4 protein-coding genes are annotated in these 6,000 nt (G+C 66.7%); all 4 read left to right on the forward strand.

Annotation, left to right across the window (positions count from 1 at the left end; genetic code table 11):
- Positions 1-181 precede the first annotated feature (181 nt).
- A complete protein-coding gene (gene gatC, locus HMPREF9056_RS06605) occupies positions 182-487 on the forward strand; it encodes an Asp-tRNA(Asn)/Glu-tRNA(Gln) amidotransferase subunit GatC (protein ID WP_009403937.1) in 306 nt (101 codons plus the stop codon).
- Entirely contained in the window at positions 484-2,025 is a 1,542-nt protein-coding gene (gene gatA, locus HMPREF9056_RS06610) for an Asp-tRNA(Asn)/Glu-tRNA(Gln) amidotransferase subunit GatA (RefSeq protein WP_009403938.1), read from the forward strand. Before gatC ends, gatA begins: the two co-directional genes overlap by 4 nt.
- On the forward strand, positions 2,022-3,518 hold the full coding sequence (gene gatB, locus HMPREF9056_RS06615) for an Asp-tRNA(Asn)/Glu-tRNA(Gln) amidotransferase subunit GatB (protein ID WP_034514060.1): 1,497 nt from the start codon (positions 2,022-2,024) through the stop codon (positions 3,516-3,518). Before gatA ends, gatB begins: the two co-directional genes overlap by 4 nt.
- A gap of 316 nt (positions 3,519-3,834) precedes the next feature.
- On the forward strand, positions 3,835-5,223 hold the full coding sequence (locus tag HMPREF9056_RS06620; RefSeq protein ID WP_009403940.1) for an NADP-dependent malic enzyme: 1,389 nt from the start codon (positions 3,835-3,837) through the stop codon (positions 5,221-5,223).
- Positions 5,224-6,000 lie beyond the last annotated feature (777 nt).

Below are 6,000 nucleotides of genomic sequence, written 5' to 3' on the forward strand. Positions count from 1 at the left end.
GATGAAGTGCTGTGAGATGACTCGAATCCGGTCTCAGTTCCGTCTCCGCCGGAATACCGGGGCCTGGAGTCCATCGTGTGCGCCCCGGCCCCGGATTGTCCATGGGGAACGGTCCCCGTTGATGACACTGTGTCAACGTGATGAGGCAGCGGTTCGGCCCAGCCCGGCTAGACTCCACACCATGTCTGCTATTTCCACTGATGAGGTCGCACGGGTTGCCGCACTGGCTCGGGTGGCTCTGAGTGAGGAGGAGGTGACGCGCCTGGCTGGAGAGCTGGACGCGGTTGCCTCCTCCTTCGCCCGGGTCACGAGCGTGGTGTCGCCCGACCTACCGGCCACCTCCCATCCCGTTCCCCTGACCAACGTGCTGCGTGAGGACGTGCCTGCTCCCACGCTGGACGTCGATGAGCTCCTGGCCGGTGCGCCGGCCTCTGAGGACTCCATGTTCCTCGTGCCGCAGATCCTGGGGGAGGACTCCGCCTCATGAGCAGTACTCACGTAACCGGACTGGCCGACCTCATCAGGAGCAGTGCCGCCGATCAGGCGGCGGCACTGGCGGTAGGGGAGGTCTCCTCCCGCGAACTCACGCAGGCCCACCTGGACCGCATCGCCGCCGTCGACGGCGCCGTGGGGGCCTTCCTCAACGTCGACGTCGAGCATGCTCTGAGCCAGGCCGACGCCGCCGACACCGCCCGCAAGGAGGGCCGGGTGACCAGCGAGCTGGCTGGCGTTCCGGTGGCCGTCAAGGACCTCATCGTCACCCGCGGTCAGGTCACCACAGCCGCCTCGCGCATCCTTGAGGAATGGGTGCCGCCCTATGACGCCACCCTCGTGCGCAACCTGCGCGCCGCCCGCACCCCGATCCTGGGCAAGACCAATCTCGATGAGTTCGCCATGGGCGGTTCCACTGAGCACTCGGCCTTCGGGCGCACCTCCAACCCCTGGGACCTCGGGCGCATCCCCGGAGGCTCCTCGGGCGGCTCCGCTGCCGCCGTCGGATCGTACGAGGCCCCTGTGGCCGTCGGTACCGACACCGGAGGCTCGATTCGCCAGCCCGCGGCTGTCACCGGCACAGTCGGTGTCAAACCCACCTATGGCACGGTCTCCCGCTTCGGCGTCATCGCCATGGCCTCCTCCCTGGACACGCCCGGCCCCATGGCTCGCACGGTGCTGGACACCGCACTGCTCCACGACGTCATCGCCTCCCACGACCCGCTGGACTCGACCTCGCTGTCGGACGCCCCGCGCGGCATGGCCGCTGTCGTGCGGGCCGCTCAGGAGGGGAGGGACCTGACCGGCCTGAGAGTCGGCGTCATCTCCGAGCTCGACGGCGGCGAGGGCTACCACGAGGGCGTCGTGGCCTCCTTCCACGCCGCTCTGGAGCTGCTCGAGGCGGCTGGCGCGCAGGTGGAGGCCGTCTCCCTGCCGCACCTGGAGTATGCGCTGGACGCCTACTACCTCATCATGCCCGCCGAGGCCTCCTCCAACCTGGCCCGCTACGACGGGATGCGCTACGGGCTGCGGGTGGAGCCAGGGTCGGGCCCCGTCACCGCCGAGACCGTCATGGCGGCCACCCGAGGGGCGGGCTTCGGCGACGAGGTCAAGCGTCGCATCATCCTGGGCACTCACGTCCTGTCCGCCGGCTACTACGACGCCTACTACGGCTCGGCCCAGAAGGTGCGCACCCTCGTGCAGCGTGACTTCGCCGCCGCCTGGGACAAGGCGGACGTCCTCGTCTCGCCCACGGCCCCGGTGACCGCCTATCGCTTCGGAGAGAAGGACGACCCGCTGGCGATGTACAAGCTGGACGTGACCACGATCCCGGCCAACCTCGCCGGGGTTCCCGGCATGAGCCTGCCCTCGGGCCTGAGTGATGACGGGCTACCGGTGGGCTTCCAGATCCTGGCACCGCAGCGGGCCGATGACCGGCTCTACCGCGCCGGAGCAGTGCTGGAGGCCGTGTTGGAGGAGACATGGGGGGCGCCGCTGCTCTCGCGCGCGCCCGAGCTGGAGGAGACCCGATGAGTGACACGCTGATGGACTACGACGAGGCCGTTCGCCGCTACGACCCGGTCCTGGGACTGGAGGTGCACGTCGAGCTGGGGACCGCCACCAAGATGTTCGACGCCGCGCCCAACGTGTTCGGCGCCCAGCCCAACACCATGGTGACCCCCACCTCGGTGGGACTTCCCGGAGCGCTGCCAGTGGTCAACGCGCGTGGAGTGGAGTACGCCATCCGCATCGGCCTGGCCCTGGGATGCGAGATCGCCGAGTCCTGCCGCTTCGCCCGGAAGAACTACTTCTACCCGGACCTGGCCAAGGACTTCCAGACCTCCCAGTCCGATGAGCCCATCGCCCACGACGGAGCTCTGGAGATCGAGCTGGAGGACGGTTCCTTCTTCACCATCCCGATCGAGCGGGCCCATATGGAGGAGGACGCCGGCAAGAACACCCACATCGGTGGTGCCGACGGCCGTATCGAGGGCGCCAGCCACTCTCTGGTGGACTACAACCGCGCTGGTGTGCCGCTGGTGGAGATCGTCACCCGCCCCATCGAGGGCGCCGGTGCCAAGGCCCCTCAGGTCGCCGCCACCTACGTGCGCACCCTGCGCGACATCTTCCGTGCCCTGGGCGTCTCCGAGGCACGCATGGAGCGCGGTAACGTGCGCGCCGACGTCAACGTCTCCCTGCGCGAGTCGCCCGACGCTCCGCTGGGCACCCGCACCGAGACCAAGAACGTCAACACCTTCCGTGGGATCGAGCAGGTCGTCCGCTACGAGATCCAGCGTCAGGCCGCCATCCTGGCCGCCGGGGGAGAGGTGCTCCAGGAGACCCGCCACGGCCAGGCCGACGGCACTACTCGTGCCGGTCGCGTCAAGTCCGACGCCGACGACTACCGCTACTTCCCCGAGCCGGACCTCGTTCCGGTGGCGCCCAGCCGGGAGTGGGTCGAGCAGATTCGTGAGCGCCTGCCGGAGATGCCCGCCGCTAAGCGTCGCAGGCTCAAGGCCGAGTGGGGCCTGAGTGACACTGAGATGCGCGACGTCGTCAACGCCGGGGCCCTGGAGCTCATTGAGGCCACGGCTGCGGCGGGAACCACCGGGCAGGCCGCCCGCAAGTGGTGGATGGGAGAGCTCTCCCGCACCGCCAAGGAGCAGGATGTCGCCTTGGAGGACATGGCGGTGATGCCCGCTCAGATCGCCGAGCTGCAGGGGCTGGTGGACTCCGGCCGGCTCACCGACAAGCTGGCCCGGCAGGTCCTCGAAGGGGTCCTGGCTGGTGAAGGTGATCCAGAGGCCGTGGCTGCTGCTCGCGGGCTCGAGGTCGTCTCGGACGACTCCGCCCTCCTGGGGGCTGTGGACGAGGCCCTGGCGGCTAACCCGGACGTGGCTGACAAGATTCGTGGCGGCAAGGTTCAGGCGGCCGGCGCCATCGTCGGCGCCGTCATGAAGGCGACCCGTGGCCAGGCCGACGCCAAGCGCGTGCGTGAGCTGGTCATGGAGCGTGTCCAGGACTGAGACGAGCGCTACTGGTCATTCCTAGCGGCTCGTTCCCTCATGCTGGGAGCCGCTCGAACGTGTCCGGTCCGCCCCCACTACTCGTGACGAGTGGGGGCGGACCGGACACGTTCGTCGTCGACGGCCCCTGAACGATCCATGTCAGTGGCGTCCCATGTGTGACACTCCTCCCACAGATGGCCTGAATCCTGACCAGAACTTGTGGACATCTCAGTATGCGGTCACTGTAGGACCGTCATCCGATTAGGAGGCGGCCGGTGGGGGATAGGCTCGGAGCACTCATCTCAAGATCCCGCCTGTCCCGCAAGGAGTGCCCATGGTTCAGCCCAGTCCCAGTTACACCGTCGCCCTGTACCTCGAGGTGCCCGCCTCCCAGAAGGCGGTAGCCAGTCTGGTCGACACCGCCACTGCGACTGGCGCCATCGTCACCGGCGTCGACGTGGCCGACGCCGATGGTGACAAGCTCACCGTCAACCTGACCGCCGACACCCGCGACTCCAAGCACCGCAACGAGTTGGTCGCCAAGCTGGAGGAGATCGACGGCGTTGTCGTTCGCAATGTCGGCGACTCGACCTTCCTGACCCATGTTGGTGGCAAGATCGAGGTGGCCGGCAAGTATCCGATCCATAACCGGCGCGACTTGGCCCGCGTCTACACCCCCGGAGTGGCCCGCGTCTGCAAGGCCATCTACGACCACCCCGAGCGCGCCCGGATGCTCACCATTAAGAAGAACACCGTCGCCGTCGTCACGGACGGTACCGCGGTCCTGGGTATGGGGGACATCGGCCCATCCGCCGCCATGCCCGTCATGGAGGGCAAGGCCGTCCTGTTCAAACAGTTCGGCAACGTCGATGCCTGGCCGGTGGCCTTGGACACCAAGGACCCCGAGGAGATCATCTCCATCGTCAAGGCCATCGCTCCGGCCTACGGGGGCATCAACCTGGAGGACATCGCCGCGCCCAAGTGCTTCGACATCGAGGCTCGCCTGCGCGAGGAGCTCGACATCCCCGTCTTCCACGACGATCAGCACGGTACCGCCATCGTGACTCTGGCCGCTCTCATCAACGCCCTGAAGATCGTGGGCAAGAAGATCGAGGACGTGCGCATCGTCCTGTCCGGTGTCGGTGCTGCTGGCAACGCCATCGCCAAGCTGCTCATGGCCCACGGCGCCACCGATATCGTGGGGTACGGGCGTACCGGGGCCCTGTACGCAGCGGACACCGAGGGCATGAACGAGCACCGCAGGTGGCTCGCGGAGAACACCAATCCGCGTCAGGTGACCGGATCCCTCAAGGAGGGCCTCGAGGGCGCCGACGTCTTCATCGGTGTCTCATCGGGCAACCTGCTTGAGCCCGAGGACCTGGCCGTCATGAACGACGGCGCCATCGTCTTCGCCATGGCCAACCCGATCCCCGAGGTTGACCCGATCCGTGCCGCCGACTACGCCGCCGTTGTGGCGACTGGGCGTTCTGACTTCCCCAACCAGATCAACAATGTGCTGGCCTTCCCGGGACTCTTCCGGGGCCTGCTGGACACCGGTATCACCGACATCTCCACCGAGCTGCTGCGGGCCGCCTCGACCGGCATCGCCTCGGTGATCGCCGACGACGAGATCAGCCCCGTGTACATCATTCCCGGCGCCTTCGACACTCGAGTCGCCGACGCTGTGGCCAAGGCAGTGCGCAAGTTCGCCGAGGAGGAGTGACGACCAGTACGTTTCGTCTGACGTGACGAGGGGTGTGTGGCACCGACCGGTGCCACACACCCCTCGTCGTCATTGGACACCTGGCCTGATCCCGTTCATCAGTCGGACACGTCGGTGAGATCAGCGCAGCCAAGAGTCGCCAACCAGGTGCGACCATCAAGGTTCTCAGCCCCAGGGTGTCGCCGGCGTGTATCAGCGCGAACAGGATGGCGGACAGGGCCAGCACCCAGTGGAGGTCGACCAGAGGATTGGTGGCGGCGTTCTCAGCCCTCCCTGCTTCGATGGGCCACAGGGCGAGGTACATGGACACCATGAGTACTGAGGCGGTAGTGGTGCTCACCTTGAGACCGATGCTTAGGGTGAGGACAACGCCGACTCCGGGCATCCCGGCCATGAACATCCAGTCGCCGACCGGATTACTGACTGGCTGATGGTAGTTCGCGCATTGTCCGGTGAGAATCGGCGGTCAACGGAGTGGCCGTCACGGGTTAGGGAGGCAGAGCCAGGGCAGTGAAATCGCAAGAAGAAACGGCGTGTTCCGGATCACGAGGATCTGGTTTGACGCCATGGGGGTGGGTCTGTCTAAAGTACAGCCCGCTGCCGAACGGGCTGGGCTTCCTGCAAAGCCCTTTGGTGGCAGCCCCGCTACCGCGAGTGAGTCATGAGATGTGACCGAAGACAACGTCTTTGAGGTTGACATCGAGTTGACGAGCCTCCTATAGTATTGGGGTTGCTTGTCAGGGCGAGTTCAGACTGAGAAGTTTGAGCAAGAACTGA

The sequence above is a fragment of the Actinomyces sp. oral taxon 170 str. F0386 genome, assembly GCF_000195595.1.
Taxonomy (GTDB): Bacteria; Actinomycetota; Actinomycetes; order Actinomycetales; family Actinomycetaceae; genus Actinomyces.